This is a genomic window from Streptomyces sp. MCA2 (genome assembly GCF_023544705.1).
In the GTDB taxonomy this organism is placed as follows: Bacteria; Actinomycetota; Actinomycetes; order Streptomycetales; family Streptomycetaceae; genus Streptomyces; species Streptomyces decoyicus.
In genome coordinates this window covers 23,195-46,576 of record NZ_JAMJFM010000053.1, presented here as the reverse complement: position 1 = coordinate 46,576, position 23,382 = coordinate 23,195, and the positions used below count along the sequence as shown (strand labels likewise).

General features: G+C 71.5%; 22 protein-coding genes and 2 pseudogenes. 8 read left to right on the top strand and 16 right to left on the bottom strand.

What is annotated here, in order from left to right; all coding sequences use genetic code 11:
- Positions 1 to 23: 23 nt before the first annotated feature.
- On the bottom strand, positions 24 to 794 hold the full coding sequence (locus M8I34_RS33020) for an SGNH/GDSL hydrolase family protein (protein WP_250055845.1): 771 nt from the start codon (positions 792 to 794) through the stop codon (positions 24 to 26).
- Between the two features lie 123 nt (positions 795 to 917).
- Between M8I34_RS33020 and M8I34_RS33015 the strand changes: the two genes are divergently transcribed.
- On the top strand, positions 918 to 1,541 hold the full coding sequence (locus M8I34_RS33015) for a TetR/AcrR family transcriptional regulator (RefSeq protein ID WP_250055843.1): 624 nt from the start codon (positions 918 to 920) through the stop codon (positions 1,539 to 1,541).
- Here M8I34_RS33015 and M8I34_RS33010 read toward each other — a convergent pair.
- From M8I34_RS33010 to M8I34_RS32970, 9 genes are all read right to left on the bottom strand, one after another.
- Entirely contained in the window at positions 1,510 to 2,832 is a 1,323-nt protein-coding gene (locus M8I34_RS33010; RefSeq protein ID WP_250055841.1) for an FAD-dependent oxidoreductase, read from the bottom strand. The genes M8I34_RS33015 and M8I34_RS33010 overlap by 32 nt on opposite strands.
- Positions 2,833 to 2,946: 114 nt before the next feature.
- Positions 2,947 to 3,969 (bottom strand): hemolysin family protein, encoded by a 1,023-nt coding sequence (locus M8I34_RS33005; protein ID WP_250055839.1) that lies wholly within the window; start codon positions 3,967 to 3,969, stop codon positions 2,947 to 2,949.
- The gene (locus M8I34_RS33000; RefSeq protein WP_244417242.1) at positions 3,966 to 5,309 is read right to left on the bottom strand and encodes a hemolysin family protein; all 1,344 of its coding nucleotides are present in this window, start codon (positions 5,307 to 5,309) and stop codon (positions 3,966 to 3,968) included. The genes M8I34_RS33005 and M8I34_RS33000 overlap by 4 nt, the downstream gene beginning before the upstream one ends.
- A gap of 215 nt (positions 5,310 to 5,524) precedes the next feature.
- Entirely contained in the window at positions 5,525 to 5,950 is a 426-nt protein-coding gene (locus tag M8I34_RS32995) for a GNAT family N-acetyltransferase (protein ID WP_250055837.1), read from the bottom strand.
- A 92-nt stretch (positions 5,951 to 6,042) separates the two neighbouring features.
- On the bottom strand, positions 6,043 to 6,660 hold the full coding sequence (locus M8I34_RS32990) for a GNAT family N-acetyltransferase (protein ID WP_250055835.1): 618 nt from the start codon (positions 6,658 to 6,660) through the stop codon (positions 6,043 to 6,045).
- Between the two features lie 231 nt (positions 6,661 to 6,891).
- Complete coding sequence (locus tag M8I34_RS32985) at positions 6,892 to 7,536, bottom strand: response regulator transcription factor (RefSeq protein WP_244417238.1); 645 nt, start codon at positions 7,534 to 7,536, stop codon at positions 6,892 to 6,894.
- Positions 7,537 to 8,267: 731 nt separating this feature from the next.
- Positions 8,268 to 8,702, bottom strand: a complete 435-nt coding sequence (locus M8I34_RS32980) for a RidA family protein (protein WP_250055833.1) — start codon at positions 8,700 to 8,702, stop codon at positions 8,268 to 8,270.
- Positions 8,699 to 10,297: a carboxylesterase/lipase family protein gene (locus tag M8I34_RS32975; RefSeq protein WP_250055831.1), complete on the bottom strand. Its 1,599-nt coding sequence runs from the start codon at positions 10,295 to 10,297 to the stop codon at positions 8,699 to 8,701. Before M8I34_RS32975 ends, M8I34_RS32980 begins: the two co-directional genes overlap by 4 nt.
- On the bottom strand, positions 10,294 to 11,199 hold the full coding sequence (locus M8I34_RS32970) for an MBL fold metallo-hydrolase (RefSeq protein WP_250055822.1): 906 nt from the start codon (positions 11,197 to 11,199) through the stop codon (positions 10,294 to 10,296). The genes M8I34_RS32975 and M8I34_RS32970 overlap by 4 nt, the downstream gene beginning before the upstream one ends.
- A gap of 344 nt (positions 11,200 to 11,543) precedes the next feature.
- Here M8I34_RS32970 and M8I34_RS32965 point away from each other — a divergent pair, with 344 nt between their 5' ends.
- A complete protein-coding gene (locus M8I34_RS32965; RefSeq protein ID WP_250055820.1) occupies positions 11,544 to 12,518 on the top strand; it encodes an Lrp/AsnC family transcriptional regulator in 975 nt (324 codons plus the stop codon).
- Between the two features lie 293 nt (positions 12,519 to 12,811).
- Positions 12,812 to 14,284 carry a transcriptional regulator gene (locus M8I34_RS32960; RefSeq protein WP_250055818.1) on the top strand — a complete coding sequence of 491 codons (1,473 nt, stop codon included), beginning with the start codon at positions 12,812 to 12,814 and terminating at the stop codon, positions 14,282 to 14,284.
- Between the two features lie 74 nt (positions 14,285 to 14,358).
- On the opposite strand, the pseudogene M8I34_RS32955 reads toward M8I34_RS32960, so the two are convergent.
- Together M8I34_RS32955 and M8I34_RS32950 are read right to left on the bottom strand one after the other, a co-directional pair.
- Positions 14,359 to 14,628 (bottom strand): annotated as a pseudogene (locus M8I34_RS32955) (DUF4232 domain-containing protein); the annotation flags it as partial.
- An 819-nt stretch (positions 14,629 to 15,447) separates the two neighbouring features.
- A complete protein-coding gene (locus M8I34_RS32950; protein ID WP_250055816.1) occupies positions 15,448 to 16,221 on the bottom strand; it encodes a MerR family transcriptional regulator in 774 nt (257 codons plus the stop codon).
- A 47-nt stretch (positions 16,222 to 16,268) separates the two neighbouring features.
- Here M8I34_RS32950 and M8I34_RS32945 point away from each other — a divergent pair, with 47 nt between their 5' ends.
- Positions 16,269 to 16,748: a DUF6194 family protein gene (locus tag M8I34_RS32945; RefSeq protein WP_250055889.1), complete on the top strand. Its 480-nt coding sequence runs from the start codon at positions 16,269 to 16,271 to the stop codon at positions 16,746 to 16,748.
- Positions 16,749 to 16,813: 65 nt separating this feature from the next.
- Here the strand turns inward: M8I34_RS32945 and bla are convergent, their stop codons facing one another.
- Positions 16,814 to 17,749: a class A beta-lactamase gene (gene bla, locus M8I34_RS32940; RefSeq protein WP_250055814.1), complete on the bottom strand. Its 936-nt coding sequence runs from the start codon at positions 17,747 to 17,749 to the stop codon at positions 16,814 to 16,816.
- A gap of 27 nt (positions 17,750 to 17,776) precedes the next feature.
- On the opposite strand from bla, the gene M8I34_RS32935 reads away from it, so the two are divergent.
- Both M8I34_RS32935 and M8I34_RS32930 read left to right on the top strand, forming a co-directional pair.
- Complete coding sequence (locus M8I34_RS32935; RefSeq protein ID WP_250055812.1) at positions 17,777 to 18,721, top strand: LysR family transcriptional regulator; 945 nt, start codon at positions 17,777 to 17,779, stop codon at positions 18,719 to 18,721.
- A complete protein-coding gene (locus M8I34_RS32930; protein WP_250055811.1) occupies positions 18,718 to 19,620 on the top strand; it encodes a serine hydrolase in 903 nt (300 codons plus the stop codon). The genes M8I34_RS32935 and M8I34_RS32930 overlap by 4 nt, the downstream gene beginning before the upstream one ends.
- Before the next feature lie 48 nt (positions 19,621 to 19,668).
- Here the strand turns inward: M8I34_RS32930 and M8I34_RS32925 are convergent.
- Positions 19,669 to 19,924 (bottom strand): annotated as a pseudogene (locus M8I34_RS32925) (transcriptional regulator); the annotation flags it as partial.
- 15 nt (positions 19,925 to 19,939) lie between these two features.
- Entirely contained in the window at positions 19,940 to 21,442 is a 1,503-nt protein-coding gene (locus M8I34_RS32920; RefSeq protein ID WP_250055810.1) for an APC family permease, read from the bottom strand.
- A 427-nt stretch (positions 21,443 to 21,869) separates the two neighbouring features.
- Between M8I34_RS32920 and M8I34_RS32915 the strand changes: the two genes are divergently transcribed.
- Positions 21,870 to 22,142: a toxin-antitoxin system HicB family antitoxin gene (locus M8I34_RS32915; RefSeq protein ID WP_244417226.1), complete on the top strand. Its 273-nt coding sequence runs from the start codon at positions 21,870 to 21,872 to the stop codon at positions 22,140 to 22,142.
- Positions 22,139 to 22,510 (top strand): hypothetical protein, encoded by a 372-nt coding sequence (locus M8I34_RS32910; RefSeq protein ID WP_030985195.1) that lies wholly within the window; start codon positions 22,139 to 22,141, stop codon positions 22,508 to 22,510. Before M8I34_RS32915 ends, M8I34_RS32910 begins: the two co-directional genes overlap by 4 nt.
- A gap of 72 nt (positions 22,511 to 22,582) precedes the next feature.
- Here M8I34_RS32910 and M8I34_RS32905 read toward each other — a convergent pair whose 3' ends face one another.
- Positions 22,583 to 23,254: a class I SAM-dependent methyltransferase gene (locus M8I34_RS32905; RefSeq protein ID WP_250055809.1), complete on the bottom strand. Its 672-nt coding sequence runs from the start codon at positions 23,252 to 23,254 to the stop codon at positions 22,583 to 22,585.
- Between the last annotated feature and the right edge of the window lie 128 nt (positions 23,255 to 23,382).

The following is a 23,382-nucleotide window of genomic DNA, read 5'->3' as shown; positions in this document are numbered from 1 at the left end:
GGCACCCCGAGCCGACCGGGCCGTCAGCCCTCGTACGGCAGCAGCTCGGGGCGCTTGGCGGGGCGGCCGTCCCCCGAGGAGCGGCCGGTGAGCCGCCGGGCTATCCACGGCACCAGATGCTCGCGCGCGAAGCGCAGATCCGCGGTGCGCCGCGCGCCCCAGCCCGGCGGTGCGGTGGCGGGCAGCGGTGTGTCCCAGTCGGACGCGGCAGGCAGTCCGAGCGCCTGCCAGACGGCTTCCGCGACCCGGCGGTGCCCCTCGGCGTTCAGATGCAGCCGGTCGTCCGCCCACAGCCGCGGATCGGACAGCGCCCGTGAGGCGTACAGGTCCACGACCACCGCACCATGCCGCGCGGCGACGTCGTCGATCCGCGCGAAGAGCTGCTCCATGCGCGGCCGGAAGCGCTCCATCACCGGACCCTGCCGCCCCGGACTGCGCATCAGCACCAGCTGCCCGCCGCCCCTGGCCAGCTGCCCGGCGGCGTCCTCGAACCGCGCGCAGACCTGGTCCACCTCGCACTTGGGCCGCAGCACGTCATTGAGCCCGCCGACCAGCGTCACCAGGTCGGCGCCCATCGCGGACGCCGGCCCGCACTGCTCGTCGGCGATCTGCCCGATGAGCTTGCCGCGCACCGCGAGATTGGCGTACCGGAAGCCGGGCGAGCCGTCCGCCAGCCGGGCGGCGAGCAGATCGGCCCAGCCGCGGTACGAGCCGTCCGGCAGGCCGTCCGACATGCCTTCGGTGAAGCTGTCGCCGACCGCGACGAAACTGGTGTACCGAGCATTCATTTCCATGGCGGGGAGATCCTACCGCTCGCCATACCGCGCGGTATGCCCGGCCCCCGGGGGTGCGCCGGGCCCCGCGGTGTACGGTCTGATCTCGTCGCAGGGGCGAGGAAAGGTACGGGTGGACGCACGATGACTCCTCGCCGGGGCGCCGGCCCCGACGCGCTGACCTTCACCGAACGGGCCCGCCGCCAGCAGCTCATCGACGCCACCATCGACCTGATCTCCACCCGCGGATACCCCGCCACCTCGCTGTCGGCGATCGCCGAGCGGGCCGGGCTGTCCAAGGCCGCGGTGCTCTACCACTTCTCCTCGAAGGACAACCTGACCCGGGCCACCCTGGAGCAGGTGATGGAGCAGTTCGGCGCGTATGTCACCGAGCGGGTGGCGCAGGCGGCCGGCCCGCGGGACGCGATCGTCGCCTACGTACGGGCGATGATCGGCTACCAGCAGGCCCACCGCCGACAGGTGCGCGTGATCACCGAGATGCTGCTCGACGACGAGGGAGGCACCCGGCTCAAGACGCCCGGCTCCCACGACACCCAAGGCCGCTGGCAGGCCCTCGCCGACCTGCTGGAGGAGGGCCGGCAGGCAGGTGCGCTGCGGGATTTCGACACCCGGACCGTCGCCCTGGCGATCGGCGGGGCGATCGACGGCGTGATCGCGCACTGGCTGGTGCACCCGGAGCTCGACCTGGACGCCGCGGCCGCGGAGCTGGAGGAGTTCACCCTGCACGCGATCGAGCGCCGGGCCTGACCCGGGCGAAGGCGGGGGTCCGCTCGGGGCGTACCCCGATCCCGCCCAGATAGCCGGTCACCGTCCGCAGCGGCGGCACCCTCCGCAGCAGTCGCATCGGCACCGGCAGCCGATCGCCGTCGAGCGTGCCGGCCAGCGCGTCCCGGATCATCGTGTGCTCGGCCCGCTGGGACCGCTGCATCACGCGCACCGGCAGCTGCCGCCGCTTCTGCACCCGCGCCAGCTCGGCCGCCCCGACCGTGCCGCGCCGCAGCGGTGCCGCCAGGATCCGGGCCGCCGCGACCGCGTCCTGGAGCGCCAGATTCACCCCCACACCGCCGACCGGCGACATGGTGTGCGCCGCGTCCCCGAGGCACAGCAGACCCTGCCGGTACCAGCGCCGCAGCCGCCCGAAGGTCACCTCCAGCAGCTTGACGTCGTCCCACGAGCCGATCGCCGCGGTCACCTCGTCGTCCCAGTCGAACAGCGCCCCGAGCCGGTCGCGCAGCCACTGGATGTCCCGGGCGCGCAGCTCCGCGTCCCGGCCCTTCTCGATCAGATAGGAGGTCTGGTAATACGTGCCGCGGTCCATGGTGACCGCGGCCTGACCACCGCCGAAGCGTGCAAAGACCCGGCCGTCCGTGAGGGCGTCGGCATGGGGGTCCCCCCTGCGCATCGGGGTCCTCCCGCTCGAGCGAAGCCGAGAGTGGGGGAGCGGTTGAGCGCTCGGGGGAGCGTCCACGCGCACCTGCCAGACGTCCATCGGCACGTCGAAGAGCTGCTGCCGCAGTCCGGCCGCCTGCCGCACCACGGAGTCCCGGCCGTCGCAGGCGACCGTCAGATCCGCGGCCAGCTCGCACGGGGTGCCGTGCTCATCGAGGAACCGCACCCCCGTGACGCGGCCGTCGTCGGTCAGCAGCCCGCGGACCTCGGTCCGCATCCGCAGCGTGAAGCACGGCTCCTCGGCCGCCGCCCTGGCGAGCAGATCGAGGAAGTCCCACTGCGGGACCATGGCGAGGTACTTGTGCCGGCCGGGGATGCGCCGCATATCGGCCATGACCACCGTGGTGCTGCCGATCTGCGCCCGCATCTCCGCCAGCTTGGTGAACGGCAGCCGCGCGAACGCCTCGCCGAGCCCCAGTTCGTCCAGCAGTCGCAGGGTCGACGGATGGACGGTGTCCCCGCGGAAGTCGCGCAGGAAGTCGCCGTGCTTCTCCAGCACGGTCACCTCGATGCCCGCCCGGGCCAGCAGCAGTCCGAGCATCATTCCCGCGGGTCCGCCGCCCGCTATGCAGCACGTGGTGCGTTCCATGCTCTGCCCCCTCCTCGCGCACGAATGCGATGGCGACCGGCGAGGACGCGACGCGTCCAACCGATCGGTCAGTAATCTAACCGATCGGTCAGAGCGTCGCTCGGCACCCCCTCGTCAGGCCGCGGGCCGCTGCTGTAGCACCAGCTCCCGGAGCACGTCCTCCATCGTCACCAGCCCCGCCAGCCGCCCGTCCTCGCCGATCACCGCGGCCAGATGCGTACGGGATCCCCGCATCGCCGTCAGCACGTCGTCCAGCAGCGTCGAGGCCTTGACCCGTGCGATCGGGCGCAGCGCGGACACCGGGAAGGGGACATCGCGGGGGGTGGCGTCCAGCGCGTCCTTGACGTGCAGATAGCCGAGGATGCGGCGGGTGTCGTCGACGACGGGGAAGCGGGAGAAGCCGGAATCGGCGGCCAGCTGCTCCAGTTCCTCGGGGGTGATCCCCATCCTCGCGGAGACGACCTTCTCGACCGGCAGCACCACGTCCCTGACCGGGCGGCGGCCCAGCTCCAGGGCGTCCCGCAGCCGCTCCTGCGCCCGCTCGTCGAGCAGCCCGGCCGCCCGGGAGTCCTCGACCATCTTCGCCAGCTGGTCGTCGGAGAACGTCGCGGCGACCTCGTCCTTGGTCTCCACGCGCAGCACCTTGAGCAGCGCGTTGGCGAGGGCGTTGATCGCGAAGATCACCGGACGCAGCGCCCGGGTCAGCGCGACCAGCGGCGGCCCGAGCATCAGGGCGCTGCGGACCGGCTCGGCCAGCGCGATGTTCTTCGGCACCATCTCGCCGAAGAGCATGTGGAGATAGGTGGCCAGCGACAGCGCGATCACGAACGAGATCGGGTGGATCAGCGCCGCCGAGATCCCCACCGCGTGGAACACCGGCTCCAGGAGGTGCGCGATGGCCGGTTCGGCGACCGCGCCCAGCACCAGGGTGCACAGCGTGATGCCCAGCTGGGCGGCCGCGAGCAGGGCCGAGACATGCTGAAGACCCCACAGCACGCTGGTCGCCCGGCGGTCGCCGCGCTCGGCGTACGGTTCGATCTGACTGCGGCGCACCGAGATCAGGGCGAACTCGGCGCCCACGAAGAAGGCATTGACGACCAGCGTCAGCAGGCCCACGAAAAGCTGGAGCGCGGTCATCGGCGGGCCTCCTTCTCCTGCTCGTCGGTGCTGCCGGGGCGGGGGGCGTGCAGCAGCACCCGGGCCGCGCGGTGGCCGGCGGCATCGAGCACGTCCATCCGCCAGCCGGCCACCTCCAGCGTGTCGCCGGCGACCGGTATCCGGCCGAGTTCGGTGGCGATCAGCCCGGCGAGGGTCTCGTACGGGCCCTCCGGCAGCCACAGGCCGATCCGCTTCAGCTGGTCGGTGCGGGCGGCGCCGTCGGCCTGATAGACGCTGCGCCCCTCGGTGTCGGTGCCGGCCGGCGCCAGGTCGGGGGTCTCCATCGGATCGTGTTCGTCGCGGACCTCGCCTACCACCTCCTCGACGATGTCCTCCAGCGTCACCACGCCGGCCGTGCCGCCGTATTCGTCGATGACCACGGCCATCGTGCGCCTGCCGGACAGGCGGTCGAGCAGCCGGTCCACGGTCAGCGTCGTGGGCACCAGCAACGGCTCGCGCACCAGCTCGGAGACCGGGTGGCGGGGGCGGCGCTCGGCCGGGACGGTCAGCACGTCCTTGATGTGCGCCACCCCGACGACGCTGTCCAGGCTGCCGCGGTAGACGGGGAAGCGGGACAGCCCGGTCGCCCGGGTCGCATTGGCCACGTCCTCCGCGGTGGACTGCACCTCCAGCGCGATGACCTGCACCCGCGGCGTCATGACGTTCTCCGCGGTCAGATCGGCGAGATTGAGGGTACGGACGAACAGCTCGGCGGTGTCGGGCTCCAGCGCGCCCTCCTTGGCGGAGTGCCGGGCCAGCGCCACCAGCTCCTGCGGCCCGCGCGCCGAGGCCAGCTCCTCGGCGGGCTCCAGGCCCATCCTGCGGACCATGTGGTTCGCGGTGTTGTTGAGATGCCGGATGAACGGCTTGAAGGCGGCGCTGAAGCCGCGCTGGGCCGTGGCGACCTTCTTCGCGATCACCAGCGGATCGGAGATGGCCCAGTTCTTCGGGACCAGCTCGCCGACCACCATCAGCACGACCGTGGAGATCGCGGTACCGAGCACCACGGCCACCGAATCCGCCACCGTGCGCGACAGGCCCATCGCGTCCAGCGGCCCCGCCAGCAGAGTGGCGATCGCCGGTTTGGACAGCATGCCGATGACCAGGCCGGTGACGGTGATGCCCAGCTGGGCACCGGAGAGCTGGAAGGTCAGGCCGCGCACTGCCGTCAGGGCGCTGTCCGCGCCCCGTTCACCGCGCTCGGCGGCGCGTTCGAGGTCGCTGCGCTCGACGGTCGTCAACGAGAACTCGGCGGCGACGAAGACACCACAGGCCAGGGTCAGGAGGAGCGCCACGCCCAGAAAGAGCAGGTCGGTCATCGAGTCACCTCCGTCCCATGATCGAACAGGATCGGGAGGTTCGCGCTCTGTCGGGAGGGTGCTCGACAACTAGGAGGCTCGTCCATGGCTGGACGCTCACACACCTTTCACTGGGGAGAGAGGAGACTCCATGGTAAAGGATCAGCAAAGTGGGTGGTCAGGGAAGAGCCCGCCCCTCGCCGGGGCGGGCTCATGGTGCGCTTCGGGTGCGTCGCTCAGCCGTCGAGGCGCCTGACCCAGCGGCTCCACTGCGGCTCGGGCGCGTAACCCGCCGCGCGCCACGCATGCCGCACCGGTTCGTTGCGGTCCAGCACCATCGCGTCGCCGCGCCGGCCGCCCAGCGCACGGAACCGCTCCTCGGCGGCCGTCAGCAGCGCGCCGCCGATGCCCTGCCTGCGGCGGCCGGGGTGCACGGCCAGCCGGTAGAGATGGCAGCGCCAGCCGTCGAAGCCGGCTATCACGGTCCCGGCGAGGACGCCGTCGCACTCTGCCAGCAGCAGGGCCTCGGGGTCCCGTGTCACCAGCCGGGCCACTCCGTCGCGGTCGTCGCTGATGCTCGTTCCTTCCGCGGCTTCGCGCCAGAACTGCAACACGGCGTCGATGTCCGGGAGGGTGGCGTGGCGGATGTGAAGATCGCTCATGGGGCGAGCCAAGCAGAGCGCCGGTCCGGCATGCGAACGGTTTCCGTGGTGGATGACGAAGCCGTCCAGGAAGGCTCTCCGCCGAGCACCTTCTAGGCTTCGGCCGGCCGGCGCGGTTCGCGCCACATCGCCCACAGGACCGGCCCGTTCCCCGGGAGCCGCAGCTCCTCACGCACGGTGAAGCCGAAGTGCTCGTAGAAGGGCAGATTGGACGGCTTGGAGGACTTCAGATAGGCGGGCAGACCCGCGGCGTCGGCCTTGGCCAGCCCAGAGCGCAGCAGAGCGGCCCCGTGTCCCCGGCCCCGGGAGGCCGGGTCGGCGCCGATCACCGCCAGATACCAGTGCGGTTCCTGGGGCGTGTGCTCGGCGGCCGCCTCGACGGCGTCCCTGAACAGTGGAGCCCGGTCACCGAGGATGTTCTGGAGCTCCTGGACGGTCTCCGCGTCCGGAACGGCCTTGTCCCGCGCCTCCGGCGGTACCCAGAAGGCGGCCGCCGACTCGGTGCGTTCGCACACCCCGTGCTGGGCGTACTGCCGGGTGAAGAGGGTGGTGAAGTAGCGGCCCGGTCCTGCCTCGCGTGAGGCAGGACCGGTGAAGAGCCAGCGCATCATCGGGTCGTCGTCGAAGGCGCGGGCCAAGGTGCGGCTGATCAGCGGAGCGTCGTCGATCGTTGCCGTCTTCGGGGTAGTTGTTATCGGCATACGGGGCATTATGTGCCCCGGTGTTCCTCGGCGATGGGGTGGGGTCCGGTTCCGCTCGGGGCAAGAGGCAGGCCGACGGCGGGAGTTGGGGCATGCCGACAGGGAGAGGCCACCGGCGGCCGTGCGGCGTCAGCGGGTGATGCGCCTGCGGGCCGCGTACGTGGTGGCGTCCACCGAGGGGCTGTGTGGTGGAGCCGGGCCGACGGCTCGTGCGCCCTGTCTCCCCCCCCCGCAAGCCGGTCAGATGTGGCCCTCCCGTAGCGCATAGGCGACGGCGTGGGCGCGGTTGCGCAGGTGGAGCCGGGTGGTCATGCCGTGCAGCACGTTCTTGACCGTGCGTTCGGAGTACGAGAGCTTGCTTGCGATCTCCGCGGTGTCCAGACCTTCGGCGATCAGGCGGATGACATCGACCTCGCGCGGCGCCAGCCCTGCCAGCGTGCCGGGCCGGTCGTCGGCGCTGCGCTGGAGCTGTCCGACCTGTTGGAGCAGCCGGGCGAGCAGATCCGAAGGTAAGTCGCCCTCTCCCCGGGAGGCCGCCAGGACGGCCCGGTACAGCCGGCGGGGGGTGGCCTGGTGGCGCCAGAGGATCGCTCCGACGCCGCACTCGATGACGGCGAGAAGTTCGGCCTCCCGGATCTGGTCCGCCACCAGCACGACCCGTGCCCCGTCGATCCGCACGAGACGGCGCAGCTGAGCGATCGTGGCGTCGTCCATCGTCGCGGTGACCACGACGGCCACCGGGGCCCGGAACTCCCCTCCGCCCTCCACCACCCGCACCCCCCGTTGCTGGCTGAGCTGGCTGGTCACGCCCGCCAGGGAGATCGGATCCGGTGCGCGGACCACGACGGATATCCTCGGCTCGCTCTGATGGTCGGTCGAATGCATCTGGGTTACCTCGTTTTCTGGAGCCCCCGACTCCGGCCGTGCCCCGCCCGCCCTCCGGCGCGCCGCCTTGGCGAGAGGTGCAAGGGCTGCCTGCCGGGAAGACGCCGCCCGGGGCCGCCGAGCCCGGTCCGGGCAGTGGGCGTCTCCCCCACCCGCATGAATCGGGAATAGTGCGAATCGTTCGTGAAGCATGCGGAGAAGCCCGCGCAGTCCAGCTGGTCCTGCTAGTTCAGCTAGTTCAGACGGTGGTGGCGGGCGTGGGGCCGGTTGCGGTGCATGGTGGTACGTCTCCCCGTGGGACTTCGGTGGCGGTTGAGCGGTTGAGCGGTTGGCGAGCGGGTCGGCACTGCCGGTGATGGAGGCGACGGCGAGAAAACCGTCGATGCGGAGTCGATGCGGAAGCGGGTGCGGATGCGGCTGCGCAGTGCGGCTCCCGGTTCGGCAATGCTGTGCACAGCCTGCGGGGCGGGGTGTCCGCGCGGCAATGATTCCGGGCCAACTAAGAACGCTGGAATGCCGGGAGGGGCCTTGACCTGCGAGAATGCCCTTTGCCTGGAACGCCTGCCTGGAACGCCTGCCTGGCACGACGCCCTTCCGGTCGACGAGACAGGGGGCCTCCGGGCGGAACTGACGCGGCGCCGGCAAAGGCAGCCGGCGTGCGGGGGAGCGCCGCTCGGCCCGGCCGCCAAAGGCTCCGTACTCCTGCCGACGGCGGGCCGGGAAAACAACGCTCAGTAACCGACCACCGCCTGCGCATCGATCTCGACCAGCATGCCGGCGAGCGGAAGCCCGACCTTCACGGTGGTGCGGCACGGCCGCGGCCCGGTGCCGAAGCAGCGGTCGACGAAGCGTCCGTAGGCCTCGTTCATCGCCGCGTAGTGCTCGCGTTCCGTCAGATGGACCCGGAGCATCACGAGGTCCGTGAGAGAGGCACCGCCGGCCGTCAGCGCGGCACGGACGTTCTCCAGCGCACACGTCGTCTGTGCCGCGACGTCTCCCGTGTGCAGGACGGCGCCGGTCGCCGGGTCGAGCGCGCCCTGTCCCGAGACCTGGAGAACGGGGCCCCGGCGGGCGAAGGGCGGGAAAGCCACTGGTGCCGACGGCACGTCCGTGGTCCGCGCGGTGCGGCCGGGAGAGGCCGTGCGGTGGTGGGAGGTCGGGGTCATGCCGGTTCTCCTGTGCCGGCCGAGGTGGGGGTGCCGTGGTGCAGGCGCCAGGTGCGGTCGATGCGCATGGTGGCCTGCCGGCCGGAGTCGTAGGGCTGCCAGCCTGGGTCGCCGTGGGTGGCGAAGGCGACCCAGGCGGCGTGGGTGCGGGCCGCGAGGTCCGCGACACCACGGTCCGGCAGGTCGGGGCCGAGGAGGGCGCGTGCGCCGTGCAGTGCGGGGAGGTCCGTGCGGTCGAAGGCGAAGGGCAGCTCGACGCAGTGGCAGGCGCCGAGTTGGTCGTCGAAGGCGGTGGACCGCCAGGCGAAGGTGTAGGCGAAGGTCCGGGTGCCCGGGAGGGCGCTGTGGGCGTCCGCGAGTGCGCGGCTCCCGGCGGTGTACAGGTCGGTCATCAGGCGGGTCGCCAACTCGCCCGGCCCGGCTCCCGGGAGCCGGGCGCGGTAGTGGGCCAGCAGGGCCTCCGGCCGGGCGGAGCGCCGTGCCGCGATGGCGTCCAGCGTGCGGGTGGTCATCGAACTGATCGCGCCGCCGGGGACGGTGTAGAGGGCCGCCTCGTCCGTGGTGGTGCCGATCAGGAGCTCTCGTGCCGTCACCGGTCCCGAGCCCTCACGGCCCGCCGTACGGAGGGCGAGTGCGGGCTGTCGATCCAGCAGAACGCCGTCGATCACGGGTTTGAAGGGGCTGTTGCCCAGAGACGGATCGAAGTGGCCGGAGAGCGCGGGACCGGCGGGCGGGAGTGCGTGCAAGGCGGCCGTCAGACGGGTCTCGTCCACACCGTGGAACGCCTCGGCGCGGGCCGGCAGTCCGAGCGTCGCACACATCTGACGCGTGATCGCGAGGCTGTGGCCGGCCGGGACGGCGCACAGACCGTTGCCGCTCTGGCTGATGGCCCGGCGGAAGAGTCCGGTGGCCGGGGGAGCGGCCAGGAGGGCGGCGACGATCATCGCGCCGGCGGACTGGCCCGCCACTGTCACGCGGTGCGGATCGCCGCCGAAGGCCGGGGCGTTGTCCGCCACCCAGCGCAGTGCGGCGATCACGTCGAGCAGGCCCCGGTTCTCCGGGGCGCCGGGCAGGGAGAGCCAACCCGGGATGCCCAGCCGGTAGTTGAGGGTGACGAGGACAACTCCGTTGTGTGCGAAGGGGCCTCCGTCGTAGAGGGCCGCCTGGCCGGTGCCGGAGAGGAGGCCTCCGCCGTGCACGAAGACCAGCACGGGCAGTCCGCCCGTGCCCGCGTCCGGCGTGGTCACGGTGACGGTGAGGTAGGCGTCGCCCGGTATCGGCGGGGGGCCGGTGACGGGGCTGAGGTCCATGCCTCCGAATCCGTTGCGGACCGGGGCCGGCGCGGTCGGGCCGGGCCGTGTGGCGTCCCTGACACCGTGCCAGGCGGGGGCGGGGGCCGGTGCCGCGAAGCGGGCGGCGCCGACGGGGGCGGCGGCATACGGGATCCCGTGGAACACCTGCACACCGTCCTGGTGCAGGCCGCGTACCCGTCCGCCGGTCGTGCGCACGACGGGACCGGGCCGTGCGTCGCGCGGAGGCGCGGTGCCCCGGCGGATCGGGTCCGGCCGGTCGGCACCGTGGTGGGCCCCGGTCATGCCGTGGCCTCCAGCGACGCCCAGGAGCGGATGGCGAACCGGCTGCCGGACCGTTCGACCCGCATCCCCGGCCGCCCACCGCGCAGATGGGCCGGGAAGACGATCCGCCCCGCGTCGGCGGCCTCGCCGAGGACCCGGTGGCGCGACTCGCGGGCACCCGCAGGGTCCTCGCAGAAGCAGCTGTTGCACTGGGGCTCCACCACCTGCACCGGGTGGTGCAGCAGGTCTCCGACGAAGACGGCACGGTCCTGGCCGGAGGAGAGCAGCACCACGCAGGAGCCCGGGGTGTGGCCGGGCGCCGGGGCCAGGGTCACGTTCTCGTCGATCACGAACGAGTCCTCCCACAGTGTCGCCAGGCCGGCGCGGACGACAGGCTCGACGCTGTCCTCGAAGACATTGCGGTTGGCCTCTTCCATACGGCGGGCGTGGTGGTTGGCCGGATTCCAGAAGTCGTAATCGGCACGCGGGAAGAGGTAGTGGGCGTTCGGGAAGGTCGGCACCCACTCCCCGTCCACCAGGCGGGTGTTCCAGCCGACGTGGTCGGCATGGAGATGCGTGTTGACCACGACATCGACATCCTCCGGTGTCACCCCGGCGGCCGCGAGGCGCGCGAGGTATCCCGTGTTCAGCCGGTGGAAGGCCGGCATGGCGGGGCGTTCCTTGGCGTCGCCCACCCCGGTGTCGATCAGGATCGTCCGGCCGGCGCTGCGCAGCACCCAGGTCTGGACGCATGACCTCAGCAGTCCCGTCCGTACATCCCAGAAGTCGGGGGCGAGCCAGGGCTGGTGGGCCTCCCAGACCTCGCCGGGTATGTCGCCGAACATCTCCTCCGGCAGCCGGGTCGTGCCCTCGTACTCCACCGTCCGCAGCACCGAGACGTCTCCAAGGGTGATCGCATTCATGAGTTCTCCTCACGGGCAGGTGGCGGCAGGCGCGGGACGCAGCCGTCGCGCTTGCCGCAGTCGTGGTGGCCGTCGGCGCGGCATCAGCCCCTGTGCTGCGTGCCGTTTTCGTGCACTCGATGTGCCGCGTGCGCCGTATTTCGTCACGCTAGCACGCCGAATGGCGCGATGCAGGCATAGAATGACGCAATCGGGCGCAAGGTGCGGCGTCGATGCCGTATCCCCGCACAGGGTCCCTCCTGGTGCCTGATTCCGGCAGAGGCTGGGCTAGGGTCGAGAGCCGACGAGAGCCGACCGGCCGACGCCAGTCGACGTCAGCTGTGGAAGACGAGGCGCCAGTTCCCATGGAGGACACCGTGATCGACGAGATCGATCTCGACCTGATCGCCGCACTACAGATCGCCCCCCGGGCCTCCTTCGACGTGCTGGCCCGCGTCCTCGACAGCTCGGCCCGTACCGTCGCCCGCCGCTACGCCCGCCTCGTCGACGAAGGGGCGATGCGGGTGATCTGCGAAATCGAGTGGTCGCTGCTGGCCGAAGGCCTGCCCGCGACCGTGTGGATCGGCACCGACCCCGGGCGGGCCCCCGAGGTGGCACGAGCCCTCGCCGCGCGCGCCGACACCCCCTTCGTGTCACTCGCGTCCGGAGCGGCGGACGTCTTCTGCATGCTGCACGGCCCCACCCGCGCCGACACGACCCGGGCCCTCACCACCGAACTGCCCGCGGTGCCGGGGGTCCGCACGCTGCGCACCGAGTGGATGCTGCGCCGGCTCACCAGCACATCGGCCTGGCGACTGCCTCGCCTGACGTCCGATCAAATCGCCGCGCTCGCCGGGCAGAACACCGTCCAGCGCGCCGCCCACCCGCGCGACACGCCGCTGACCGGCCTGGAACGCGACACCGTCGCCGCCCTGCGCCACGACGCCCGGATGCCCTTCTCCGCCCTTGCCCGCACCCTCGACATCACCGAGTCCCGCGCCCGCCGCACCGTCGCCGCCCTGCTCGAATCCGGCCTCTTGCGTCCCCGCGTCGAGATCGATCCACGGGACATCGGCTACGCGGTCGAGGTGGTGCTGAGCATCGGCTGCCGCCCCGGGGCCGTGCAGCGCCTCGCCGCCTCCCTCGCGGATCATCCGGCGACGCGGTTCCTCGCCCTCACGGCGGCCGCTTCGGTCTTCACCTACGGAGGTGTCTTTCGCGACGAGGAGCACCTCGCCGACTTCCTCACCGGCGGTTTCGAGGGCAGCGAGGAAGTCACCTCGCTGGAATGCTCCCTACAGATCGAGGTGCTCAAGCGGTACTGGACGGCCCGCCCCTGAGCCCCGTTTGAACGGGGCCGAGGATCGCGGTGGCGGAGCGTCGGCCGGTGCGGGGGCCAGGGTGCGGTGTCGGCGTCGCATGCCGATCCGGGCGGGCTTGCGCGATCATGGTTCTCACGTAGGGGGCGACGAAGGCCGCAGCGGCCCGCCCGGTCTCCCGGTGACCCGTTGCCTGAAGAGTCCGAAAATGAGAGGGAAGTTGGCAATGTCGGGGCAGCTCGGGGAGGCTCGAGGTGGTTGTGTAGGGGTGAATGGTCCGTGCGCGATGCGCGTGGGCGGGGAGGGAGTTGACAGTGCAGGGGGCTGAGGAAACGTCCGGGGTCGCGGCGCTGCTCAAGGAGTTGAAGGACCGCTCCGGGAAAAGCTACGGGGTGCTCGCCAAGCGGCTGCACATGAGCACGTCGACGCTGCACCGCTACTGCAATGGTGATGCGGTACCGACGCAATACGCTCCGCTGGAGCGGCTGGCACGGCTGTGCCGGGCGACACCGGACGATCTGGTGGAGCTGCATCGGCAGTGGATCCTGGCGGACGAGGCGCGACGCCGGGAGCGGGACCGTAAGCAAGGGGGTGGCGACAGGACGGTTGTTGCCGCGAGGGTCGAGACGGTTGCCGGGGCCAGGCCCGGGGCCGGGCGCGAGGCCGAGTCCGCGTCCGAGCCGCAGTCCGGGTCCGGGCCTGAGCGCGGGCCCAGCCCTGCGTCCACATCCGAGGCCGGGGCCCCGCCCGTGCCGCCAACGGCCCCTCTCGCGATCGACTCCGACTCCGACTCCGGCTCCGACGCCGCCTCCGAATCCGCCCCCGGCCGGATCGCAGTGATACGCCCCGAGGGGCGGCCCGTGGCCCAGGCGGGGCCCGGCGGCGGCCGGCGGCGTTTCGCGCTGGCGGCCGGAATCGCCGTGGCCGCCGTGGCCGCGTCCGCCGCGCTGGCCGCCGGACTGGTCGCCGACGGGGACGGGACCGGCCGGAAGACGGCAGTCGGGCGGACCGCGAGCCCGGAGGCCGGTAACGAAGTGGCGAGGAGCGAGGGCGGCCGGTTGCCGTCGACGTCCGCGAAGCCGACCAGAAAGGGGAGCGTGAGCCCGCCCCCGTCTCATACGCCCGGAGGTCAGGCGCCCGGCGACGGCGGGGCGACCACTCCGGGAGCAGCCGACCGGACCGGGCTTCCGGTGAGTGTGGATGTCCGCCCGTACCGCTGGGAGGACCCGTGCAGCCAGCGCTACTTGGTCGACCGGAAACCGGGCAAGATGCCGCCGCCGCCCTCCGAACAGGACGCCCGGGGCTGGATTTCGGCACTGGGCGCGGTCTCGGCGGGGAGTCAGCTGGTGCAGGTGTCGGTGCAGGGCGCGGGGGAGGACACCGTGGTGCTGCACGCGCTGCGGGTGCGAGTGGTGAGTACTTCCGCGCCGCCCGCCTGGAACGCCTTCAGCATGGGCGTGGGCTGTGGTGGCGGCATCACCCCCAAGACGTTCGGGGTTTCCCTGGCCGCTGCGCAGCCGAGGCTCACGCCGGAGGGCGGACAGCGGGACTTCCCCTACAAGGTGAGCGAGCGGGACCCCGAGGTCTTCAAGGTCACCGCGCACGCCGGGGCCCGGGCGGTGCGCTGGTACATGGAGCTGGAGTGGTCCAGCGGGAACCGGCACGGCACGCTCCGCATCGACGACAACGGGGAGCCGTTCCACACCGCGGGGATGGAGGGCCGGCCGCAGTACGACTACCCGCTGGGCGGCAACGACTGGGTTGCCGCCCCGAAGGAGAACGGCTGAACCCGGCCCCGGGCAGCCACCCGGGGCCAGGCTCCAGCCGTGATCAGGCTCCGACCGTGCTCAGTGATGAACGTTCACCAGGTCAGCGCGTCCTGGGCGCGGGACTGCCAGTAGGTGACCCAGGCCGAACTGTCGGTGAGAACGCCTCCGTTGGGCAGGGAGAGCCGCACGGCCGGGCCGGTGGAGCCGTCGCCCGCCCGGTTGCCGAACAGGACGCCCAGAGTGCGGGCAGTGTGGCCGCTGTTGCCCGAGCCGTCCGCGGACTGGTACATGATCCCGGCGTACGCGGACTCGCCCGGCGCGAGCGTGACCACGGCCTGCGGCTTGGAGGCTTCGAGGAACGTGGTGGCGGACTGCGCGTCGTCCCAGCGGAGGTAGGGCGCGCCGTAGGCATTGCAGGGGCGCGGAGCCGGTGTTGGTGGCGGTGAGCAGCATGTGGTTGAGGGGGCGCTTGACCTTGGTCACGGTGACCTTGACGTGCGCACCGGTGCAGGCTGCGGTCGTCGTCCGGCTTCCGGAGCCCTGGCCGGCGGCCTGACCCGGGCCCTTCTTGCCGGCGTTCCCGCTGCCGGAGGCGCCCGACGCGGAGGCCTTGGACGCGTGACTGCCCTCGGCCGGGCCGTTCCCCTTGGAGGGGGACGGGGCACCCTGATCACCGGTCGCGGACTGGGAGGACGCGGCCGGAGCGGGGCTGCCGGTGTCCTTGGTGTCGTTCTGGCAGGCGGTCAGTGCGAGGACCGCCGTCAGGGCGGCGGCGGAGGCGACGAGATGGGTGGCGCGACGGGTGGTGGGCATGGTGAGTCCGGTGCCTTCTGTTCGGTTGGCTGCGGTCGGAATGCGTGCCGTCAGAGACGGCTGACGATCAGGAGGAAGACGGTCGCGACTGACGCGGCGAGTACGGCCACAGCCACCGCATCGGTGACGTCGGCGTTGCGGAACCGGCGGCGTACGAAGCGGATCCGCATGACTTCTTCCTTCGGCATGAGGTCGTCGTTGCTTGCTGACCTCAGCTTGCGACGCCCTTCGTCCCGGCTGCCACGGCCGACGCGGGAAATGGGACACTGGAACGTTCGTAGCGCCTCTGACCTGCGTAAACGAACCTTCCCTGGGACGCGGTGACGGGACACCGGGACGGGACGCGGTGAGCCAGTTCCGCACCGCCCTTATGGCAGCTGGGCGGTCGTCGGATCCTGGGCGGACGCCACGACGGTGGCCAGGTCCGAGCCCGCACGGAGGAGCGCCATGGTTCGTGTGGCGATCCGGTCCACACGGTGCCGCAGGATGCGTTGGGTCTCTTCCAGGCCGTCGAGCCGCTGGAGGGAGCCCATGGCCTCGCGCACTGCGGGAATGCCGTAGCCGGCGCCACGGAGAGCCACCACGATGCGTGCCGCTCCGATGGCTGACACGCCGTAGCGGCGTGCGCGCAGGGATGTCACGCGCTCGGGGGTGACAAGTCCTTCCTGCTCCCAGAACCGCAGGGTGGAGGGGCGTACGTTGAGCGCTTCGGCGAGCTCCGTGATCGTCATCGCGTCACTCTCCTGCTCGAACCCGCTGGTGTCCGCCGCGCTGGTGTCCGCTTCGGCCCGGATCGCCCGCAAGGCCCGTTGGGCGCGCAGCGTCTCCTCGCGTTCCCGGGCGAGCCGGACATGCACCGCGTTGACCGCCGACGCGGCCTCCGCGGTCGTCCCCGTTCGCAGCTCCGCGAGCAACTGCCGGGCCGCGACCGGCCCCACCGCACCCGCGAGGCCTCGATAGGCCCGGAGGGCGTGCACATGAAGCGGTGTGTAGGAGCGGTAGCCGTTGCCCGACCGAGCGGCCACCGGAATGACTCCCAGCCGTTCCAGGTCGCGCACCTGTTGTACGGAGTACCCCGACTCTCTGGCGACATCGACGGTTCGGAGCGGTACTCGTGGCGAACCGCTCGCCGGCTCGTCCATCGGCCAACCCCACATAAGCACTTGAAGGTGATGCTTGAACCATGAGTATGGAACAGATCATCGCGGCCGTACGAGGCTTCGACGGCGCGCTCGTGGTCGCCCCGGCGCCGGGCGGCGACTTTCCCGAGCTCGCGTGGGGGGACGCCTTCTTCTACTTCGCCCCCGACGGTCAGCTGCCGCAGCACGTTCAGCCCTACGGAACGATCGTCGTCAAGAACTACCCCGACGACACCGCTTGCGACCTCGACGCTCCGGGACGGTGGCGGGTGAACATCCACGTCGACCGTGCGACGTTCCGGGAGTTCACGGAGGAGGAGCCGCGCAGCCTCACCCGGCCTCACGACTACACAGCCGCCGACACGGTGCTGCCGCACCCGGTATACGGGGCACTCGGCTGGCTCGCTGTCGTCAATCCCGGCGAGAAGACCACGGACACGGTGGTGCGGCTGCTGCGCGGTGCCCACGACGCGGCTCGTGCCAGATTCGCGCGGCGACATGAACCGGGAGGGTCGCCGGACAACGACTGACGCAGTCCCGGCCGCGCGGGCGGACGGCCGGGACCGGCCGTGGGCGGGTGCTCGACGGCGGGAGTTCAGCGGAGGGCGGCGAGGCCGGCCTTCGTGGCGTCCTTGATCAGGGCGTCATCGGAGGCCGCGTCCTTGGAGCCGCGGTCGGACAGGACGGCGACGACGATCGGCGCCCCGCGGTCCGGCCAGACGATCGCGATGTCATTGCGCGTGCCGTACCCGCCGTTGCCCGTCTTGTCGCCGACCTTCCATCCGGAGGGGACTCCTGCCCTGATGTAGGGGCCCCCGGTCGTGTTCCCGCGGAGCCAACTCGTGAGCAGTTGCCGCCGGCCTTCGGGCAGCACGTCGCCGAGGACGAAGCCGCGCAGATCGGTGCCGAGGGCGCGCGGAGTGCTGGTGTCCCGGGTGTCGCCGGGCTTCGCTTCGTTCAGCGCCGGTTCGGTCCGGTCGACCCGCGTCGTCGTGTCTCCCATCGAGCGGAGCGCCTTTTGCAGCCCGGCAGGCCCACCGAGCTGGTCCAGGAGCAGGTTGGCGGCCGTGTTGTCGCTGTACTGCAAAGCGGCCTTGACGAGATCGCGCAGCGTCATTCCCGTGCCCACATGCTGCTTGGTGATCGGTGCGTACTCCTCAAGGGCCGAGGCGCTGTAGTGGATGACGCGGTTGAGCTCGTCGTCCGTGCTGCGCTTGAGCACGACCCCGGAAGCGAGGGCCTTGAAGGTCGAGGCGTGCGCGAACCGCTCGCCCGCTCGGTACGTCACCGTGCGGCCTGTCCCGGTGTCCAGCATGTACACACCGAGGCGGGCATGGAAGCGGCGCTCGACCTGAGCGAGGGCCTTGGCGGCGCGCTCCCGTGATGCGGCCGGGGCGGTCGGTGTCGAGGCGGTTGAGGACGCCGGCCGGGCCGAATCGGTGTCGCCGGACCCGGTGCATCCGCTCAGCAGGCCCGATGCGAGCACGAGAGTGGCTGCGGCAATGGCTGTCCTGCGCTGGGAAGAGATCATGTCCGACACCCTTTCCGGCAGCAGTTCATGCGGTCAAAGACACAAACGTGGCTTCGCATGCTGTTTTGGCATACGGTGCCGATTGTGGATCTGGTGGCGGCGTGTCGAGTGTTCGTACAAGTGGGCGAGCGCGGCAGCTTCACCCTCGGCGCTGAGGCTGTCCGCGTGCCGCAGTCCGTGGCGAGCCGACGGGTTGCCGCGCTGGAGGAGCATTTCGGGGAGCGGCTGTTCGATCGCTCGACGCGGCGGGCGGCGCTCACCGCGTTCGGGCGCGACATGCTCCCGTCGGCGAAGCGGCTCGTGCAGTTGGCGGAGGCGTTGGAGTACCACGCCGAGCAGGCGAAGCTCCGGCCGTTCGGTCTCGCGGTGCCCGAGACCTGCTCGGTCCGGCACTTGGCGATGCTCGACGCGGCCGCTCGTGACGAGGACACCTTCCTGGACTTCCGTACCGCCGGCCCCGCGGAACGCACGGAACTGCTCCGGTCCCGCGAAGTCCGGGCCGCCCTCGTCGCGGTGCCACCGGAAGGCGCCGATTGGACGGTGCCGCTCGGCGTCGCCTCCCCGACGGACAGCGGCAGGGGGCCGCTCCACCTCGAGACCCTGCGGCCCGGCAGGGCGCAACGCGCGTTCCGGCGCATCTGGATCCAGCCGGAAGACGATGTTCCCCATATCCGGGACCGTCTGGAGCAGACCGGTCATCGTGTCGCCCTCGTGCCCGCGCAGGTCGCGGTCGCCGCATCGCTGACCGCCGCCGTGGCCGCGACGATGCACACGGACGACTTTCTCCTCTGCTCGGCGGCGCAAGCACATGATCTGGGGCTGTACTGGCGCCGGCTGGCGGGAACGCCCGTTGCCCGCGGCTACAACATGTCCGCGGTGGCCGGTGACGACGCGGAACGGGTGCAGGCCGGCCTCTGGACACAGGTGGCCCGCGCCCTGGGAGCGCCCACGGATGCCAAGGAGCGTGCATGAGCGCCGAGCGAGTGACACAGGAACTCCGCGGTGTTCTCGCCGGAGCGGGCCTGTCGGGATCCTTCCTGGTGCGCGATCTGTCCACCGGCGAGGAGATCGGCATCGATCCCGATATCGAGTTCCCGGTCGCGTCGCTGGTGAAGGTGCCGCTCGCCGTCGCCGTGCTGGACCGCATCCACGACGGGCGCATCGACGGGGCCGCGATGATCGACGTCGAGCCGGGGCGCATCGCGTCCCCGGGGCCGGTGGGACTCAGCAGATTCCGTCACCCCGCGCGCATCGCGGTCGACGACCTGCTCTACCTCAGCACGGCGCTCAGCGACAACGCCGCCTCGGACGCACTGTTCGACCTGGTCCCGCCCACCGAGGTCAACCGGACCCTGCGCGACGCCGGAGTCAGCGGCATCGCAGTCCGGCACCGCATGCGCGACCTCGTCGAAACCCCGGCCGAGCAATTCGACCCGGGCGATGTGCACCTCGCCCACTCCCTCGCGATCGGATCACGCACGGCAGGACGCGGCCACCCGATCCCCCAACTCGATGTGAGCAGAGCGAACTCGGGCTCCGCGCGCGCCTTCGTCGACCTGCTGGAAGCCCTGTGGCTCTCGGCACGCTTTCCGACCGGCGTGGCCGCGCAGGTGCGCTCGCTCATGGGCCAGAACGTGATCCGGCACCGCCTGGCGCCCGACTTCAGCTCGGACGCCTCGAAGTGGTCATCAAAGACCGGCACCCTGCTGAACCTCCGGCACGAAACCGGGGTGGTCGAGCACGACGACGGTGGCACCTTCGCCATCGCCGCCCTGACCGAGTCCATGGTCCCGGCGGCAACCCAACCGGCCGCCGAAGCAGTCATGGCCCAGGTCGCCCGGACCATGCACGACCACCTGCGCGCCCAGTGAGGACACTTCACCTGACTCCTGACTCCTGACTCCTGACGGCGTCTGGGGTCAGGACGGTTTGTGGGACTCGGGGTTCTGCTCCGCTGACCTTGGGGTCGGTTGGGGTGCGGTCAGGTCCAGCAGGAGCAGGGCGTCGTGGTCGGGGGTGCCGGGGGTGGCGACGTAGACGCCGAGGCGCTGGCCCGGGGTGTGCCCTCCAGGTGCATGGCCTGGGCGGTGAGGGTGATCGTGCCGACGTGGGGGTGGTGGAAGGTCTTGTGCGCGGGTTTGCGGCTGTCACGTCGTAGGGTTCACAGAGCTTGGCGGAGCCGACCGCCCGTCAGCTCCTCCGGTCCTGGCGCTGTCGGCCCGGTCCGTCCTTGTGTCGCTCGTCGCGGGGCCGGGCGCGCAGATGCTGGATCAGGTAACCGGCAGCGGCGACCACGAGGAGCAGGACGACGGTGCCGAGAGTGAACGTCTCGAAGGTGAGCCGGGAGACGCCCCAGATCGCCCGGAAGTCGTACGGGATCCCGAAGAGCTGCTCCAGGGTGCCGGGAAACAGGGCTACCCACGAGCCGAGCAGGATCCATGCATAGACGAGCAGTGTCGCGACGGCGAAGCCCCGGGTGCCGAACGGGGCCTGGTACGGCCGGGGCACCTCGCGGTGGCGCAGCCGCAGCGCCAGCAGGGAGGGGACCACGGCGAGGTAGGACAGCAGCAGTGTGGTGATCGCGACGGCCAGCACCACGCCGAAGACGGCCGAGGCATCCCCGTTCGCCAGGTTCATCGCGGCGGCCATGAAGACGGTGGCGGTGACACCGGAGAGCAGATTCATCCGCACCGGGGTGCCCAGCCGCGGATGGAAGGCACCCAGGCCCCGGCTGAAGAACCCGCCGTCGGCGGCCGCCATGGCCTGCATCCGGTCGGCGACGATCATCCAGGCGCTGCCCTGCGTCAGCAACGCCACCACGAACAGCACGGCGACACAGGTCAGCAGCGGGCCGCGCCAGCTCCCGTAGACGCCGAAGACCAGCCGGGCGGCATCCATGAAGCCGCCGACGCCGGTGATCCGACCGGCCGGTACGGCGGAGAGAATGGCCAGCACCGGCAGCAGATAGCAGCAGGTGGCGATGGCTCCCGACATCCCGATCGCGACCGGGACATCGCGCTGCGGGTCCAGCATCTCGTCCCCCGCCGCGTTGGGCGCCTCGAAGCCGACGAAGGCGAACAGCAACACCGGCACCAGCGCCAGAAATCCCGCTCCGGTGGGGGAGAAGCCGGCGCCCTCCAGGCCGCGGAAGCCGTGCTGGATGCCGTACGCCAACGCCGTGCCCGTGAAGAACGCCAGCGCGGACACCTTGGCACCGGCGCCGGCCGTGGTGATCCACTTGCCGCGGCGGAGCGAGACCACCGCGGTGAGGATGGCGGCCCAGATGAAGACCAGCTTGAAGGCGTGGTCCGCCACCGTGCCCGAGCCGAGCGGGAAGACGAAGCCGTCCCATGCCTGCGCGGCCACGAAGACCAGCGAGCCGCCGAGCCAGACGGGATTGGTGACCCAATAGAACATGGTGGTCAGTGCGGCCACCAGCCGGCCGAAGGCCAGCTCCACCCAGACATAGGGCCCGCCCTCCTGCGGGAACGCGGCTCCGGTCTCGGCGAAGACCAGGGCGTAGGGCAGCAGAAACGCCACCGCGATCACGGCGATCCAGGTGACGGCCTCGCCGCCGCCGGCGGCGATCTGCCCGATCACATCGAAGGAGATCACGGCGGCGACGCCCATCGCCATGATGTCGAAGCGCCGCAGGCTGCGCTTGAGCTGCGGGACGGGGGCTGGGACGGACACTGCGGTGGTCCTCCTGGGGGCCGGGCGGTCGTGGGCGGTCCGGTCAGTCGCCGAGCCCGCCGGTGGGCCCCGGCCGCACGACGGATCACATCGTGCGGCATCCGCTTCGGCGGCATCGGCAACGGCACGCGGGTGGGGCGCGGTCGGCCACCGGCTACGGCGTCGGGCTCATGCCGATCGGCGGGACGTCCGAACGGATGCCAACTCAGGAGGCGAGACCGGAGTTGCTGCGTTGCTGCGCGGAGGGTCGGTGGTACGGGCGCCGCACGAGCAGCTCGCGCGGGCACCGGATCTCCTCCGGCCCCTGTGCCCCCGCCATCCGGGCCCCTGCCCCCGGCCATCCCGTCCCCCGCCCCACGCGATACCCGCCCCGGGCGCGGACCTGCGAAGCTTGCCGCTGCTAGCGGACGCGCGCTAGCTTGGAGGGGTGGCGAAGACACAGCTGAATGTCCGCGTGGACGAGGCCACCGCCGAAGCGGCGCGAGAGCGTGCCCTACAGCGGGGAGTGAGCATGAATCGCTATATCGAGGAGCTCGTCCTCAAGGACGCCGGTGAGGTCGGCCAGACCTTCGTCGAGGCCGCCTCCGACTTCATGAAGCAGTACGAGCGCGTCTTCGCCGAGGAATTCGGCCTGGAACCAGGCGGCGCCCAGGGCGCCGCGACCACCACCAACCACGAAGGACTGCCGGGCACAACGTGACGCTGCGCATCGACCTCGCCTGGCTCCTTCTGATCGCCGAACAGCACACCCCAGGAGACCCCCAGGTCACCGACTGGGGCGCTCTGGTGGCCGCCGTCAGCCGCCATGAAGCCGAGATATTCGGCGTGCCCGTCTACACCGAACCGCAGGACCGCGCCGCCTCGCTCCTCCAACTCCTGCTTCAGGTACCGGCGTTGGAGCGCTCGAATGCGATGTTCGCGACCGCCGTCGCCTATGGCTATCTCGTCGCCAGCGGACTGAAGATCGCCACCTCTCCCGAGCAGGTCCGCGAACTCGCCCGCCTCGTCAAGGAGGGCACGGCCGACGTCCGCACCATCGCGGACGAGCTGCGCACCTGGACGGTGTGAGGGTCGCGGCGAGGAGCGGGCAGCCGGTGGCCCCGCGGGGATTCTCCGTCAGCTCGTCGCAGCGAGGCCCGCTCAGTCGGCCGGCCGCCGCGCCACGCCCAGCACCGCCGGTGACGTGGGCAGCACCGGCCCGCGCTCCGGCACCTTCAGCCGACGCACCCGCAGCACATCGAACCCGGCCTTCCGGATCTCGCCCAGCGGGTCCCGGCCGGTGTGACAGCCGCCCATCAGCAGCGGCCAGACCGTCCGGTCCAGCGACCACTGCACCGCCGCCAGCCCGCGCCCCGCGGCCCGCCCGTGCTCGAAGAACCGCAGCTCACCGCCCGGACGCAACACCCGACGCAGCTCCACCAGCGCCCGCTGCACCTCTCGCACGGAACACAGCACCAGCGACGCCACCGCCGTATCGAACGCCTCGCTCTTGACCGGCAGGGCCTCCGCCACGCCCGGCACCAGATCCACCGGCACCTCCGCACGCGCCGCCGCCGACCTGGCCACTTCCCGCAGCGTGGCCTCCGGTTCGATCGCCACCACCTCCGAGACCGTTCCCGGGTAGTGCGCGAAGTTCAGCCCGGTGCCCGCGCCGACCTCGATGACCCGGCCCGTGGCGCCGGCCAGCAACTCCCTGCGGAGCACGGCCACGCCCGCCCGCGCGTCCGCGGCCGGGCCGCAGCAGCTCGCATAGAAGCGGGCGAACACGGGGTGATGGACGCTGCCTTGCGGAACTCTCCTGCGCTGCCACATGACCGACCCTTTCGCCGACGATGCCCGCTCCTGCTGTCAGTCTCCCCACCGGGCGGACCGCCAGCCGCCACGAGCTCCCTCATCCGCCGTGCGGACATCCGTACGAGCCGACGGCGGGAGCCGAGCGG

Excerpts from the sequence above, each read along its gene's own strand:
- M8I34_RS33020 (WP_250055845.1), bottom strand. The coding sequence starts at position 794 with ATGGAAATGAATGCTCGGTACACCAGTTTCGTCGCGGTCGGCGACAGC.
- M8I34_RS33015 (WP_250055843.1), top strand. The coding sequence starts at position 918 with ATGACTCCTCGCCGGGGCGCCGGCCCCGACGCGCTGACCTTCACCGAA.
- M8I34_RS33010 (WP_250055841.1), bottom strand. The coding sequence starts at position 2,832 with ATGGAACGCACCACGTGCTGCATAGCGGGCGGCGGACCCGCGGGAATG.
- M8I34_RS33005 (WP_250055839.1), bottom strand. The coding sequence starts at position 3,969 with ATGACCGCGCTCCAGCTTTTCGTGGGCCTGCTGACGCTGGTCGTCAAT.
- M8I34_RS33000 (WP_244417242.1), bottom strand. The coding sequence starts at position 5,309 with ATGACCGACCTGCTCTTTCTGGGCGTGGCGCTCCTCCTGACCCTGGCC.
- M8I34_RS32995 (WP_250055837.1), bottom strand. The coding sequence starts at position 5,950 with ATGAGCGATCTTCACATCCGCCACGCCACCCTCCCGGACATCGACGCC.
- M8I34_RS32990 (WP_250055835.1), bottom strand. The coding sequence starts at position 6,660 with ATGCCCCGTATGCCGATAACAACTACCCCGAAGACGGCAACGATCGAC.
- M8I34_RS32985 (WP_244417238.1), bottom strand. The coding sequence starts at position 7,536 with ATGCATTCGACCGACCATCAGAGCGAGCCGAGGATATCCGTCGTGGTC.
- M8I34_RS32980 (WP_250055833.1), bottom strand. The coding sequence starts at position 8,702 with ATGACCCCGACCTCCCACCACCGCACGGCCTCTCCCGGCCGCACCGCG.
- M8I34_RS32975 (WP_250055831.1), bottom strand. The coding sequence starts at position 10,297 with ATGACCGGGGCCCACCACGGTGCCGACCGGCCGGACCCGATCCGCCGG.
- M8I34_RS32970 (WP_250055822.1), bottom strand. The coding sequence starts at position 11,199 with ATGAATGCGATCACCCTTGGAGACGTCTCGGTGCTGCGGACGGTGGAG.
- M8I34_RS32965 (WP_250055820.1), top strand. The coding sequence starts at position 11,544 with ATGGAGGACACCGTGATCGACGAGATCGATCTCGACCTGATCGCCGCA.
- M8I34_RS32950 (WP_250055816.1), bottom strand. The coding sequence starts at position 16,221 with ATGGACGAGCCGGCGAGCGGTTCGCCACGAGTACCGCTCCGAACCGTC.
- M8I34_RS32945 (WP_250055889.1), top strand. The coding sequence starts at position 16,269 with ATGGAACAGATCATCGCGGCCGTACGAGGCTTCGACGGCGCGCTCGTG.
- bla (WP_250055814.1), bottom strand. The coding sequence starts at position 17,749 with ATGATCTCTTCCCAGCGCAGGACAGCCATTGCCGCAGCCACTCTCGTG.
- M8I34_RS32935 (WP_250055812.1), top strand. The coding sequence starts at position 17,777 with ATGCGGTCAAAGACACAAACGTGGCTTCGCATGCTGTTTTGGCATACG.
- M8I34_RS32930 (WP_250055811.1), top strand. The coding sequence starts at position 18,718 with ATGAGCGCCGAGCGAGTGACACAGGAACTCCGCGGTGTTCTCGCCGGA.
- M8I34_RS32905 (WP_250055809.1), bottom strand. The coding sequence starts at position 23,254 with ATGTGGCAGCGCAGGAGAGTTCCGCAAGGCAGCGTCCATCACCCCGTG.